A 686-nucleotide genomic window follows, 5' to 3' on the forward strand; every position below is an offset into this window, starting at 1 on the left:
TTCTAAAGAGTTTATCCCTGCCTACCTTTAAAAGTGACAACTGGTCTTTAAGTAAAAAGTATAATTTTCTACCTCCTAATCTAGGCATAATCATACGGATCTCCCGTACAAGTACTATTACCTTTTGAGCGATAGCTTGTTTATGTAATTTTGATTGTTTTAATCTATAGTAAACCTGCCTGTTTACCCCGAGCATATCACAGGTAGAAACTAATGTTTCTTTGTGCTCTTCTTTGAAGAGGTCGATGAGTCGGGTGTATAATTTTTTCTGATATCGATATTATATTCCTTCTCAGCCAGATCTACTAGCATATCAAATAAAATTGATTTCTTATCGGCACGTTCGGCCAAATGTTCTGCTCTAGCTTTCTGTTTTTCAAGCAGTTTTACTTTAGCTTCAAGTTCAAGTATTTTCTGTTCGGGTGTTTTTGACATTGTACTTTTTGATAGGTTCTCCCAATCAAAAGTACCATATTTTCTTAACCATTGAGTGATAGTTGACCTAGCTTGGATGCCATATTTATGACAAGCTTCGAGTCTTTCAAGTTGACCAGATTCAATTTCTTCAACTACTTGAAGCTTAAAAGAAAGCGAGTAGTCTTTTTGAGTACGCTTTACGTACCCAGTGTTTTCCGATGTTTTCATTACACTAATGTTTTAGTGTATCGCTATTTCAGGACGGGACA

At 35.7% G+C, this 686-nt stretch carries 1 protein-coding gene; it reads right to left on the reverse strand.

Features of this window, described 5'->3' with window-relative positions:
* Nucleotides 1-210: 210 nt before the first annotated feature.
* Nucleotides 211-645, reverse strand: a complete 435-nt coding sequence (locus Q0870_RS15355; protein ID WP_298556779.1) for a helix-turn-helix domain-containing protein — start codon at nt 643-645, stop codon at nt 211-213.
* Between the last annotated feature and the right edge of the window lie 41 nt (nt 646-686).

This window comes from uncultured Algibacter sp. (genome assembly GCF_947487575.1).
Taxonomy (GTDB): domain Bacteria; phylum Bacteroidota; class Bacteroidia; order Flavobacteriales; family Flavobacteriaceae; genus Algibacter_B.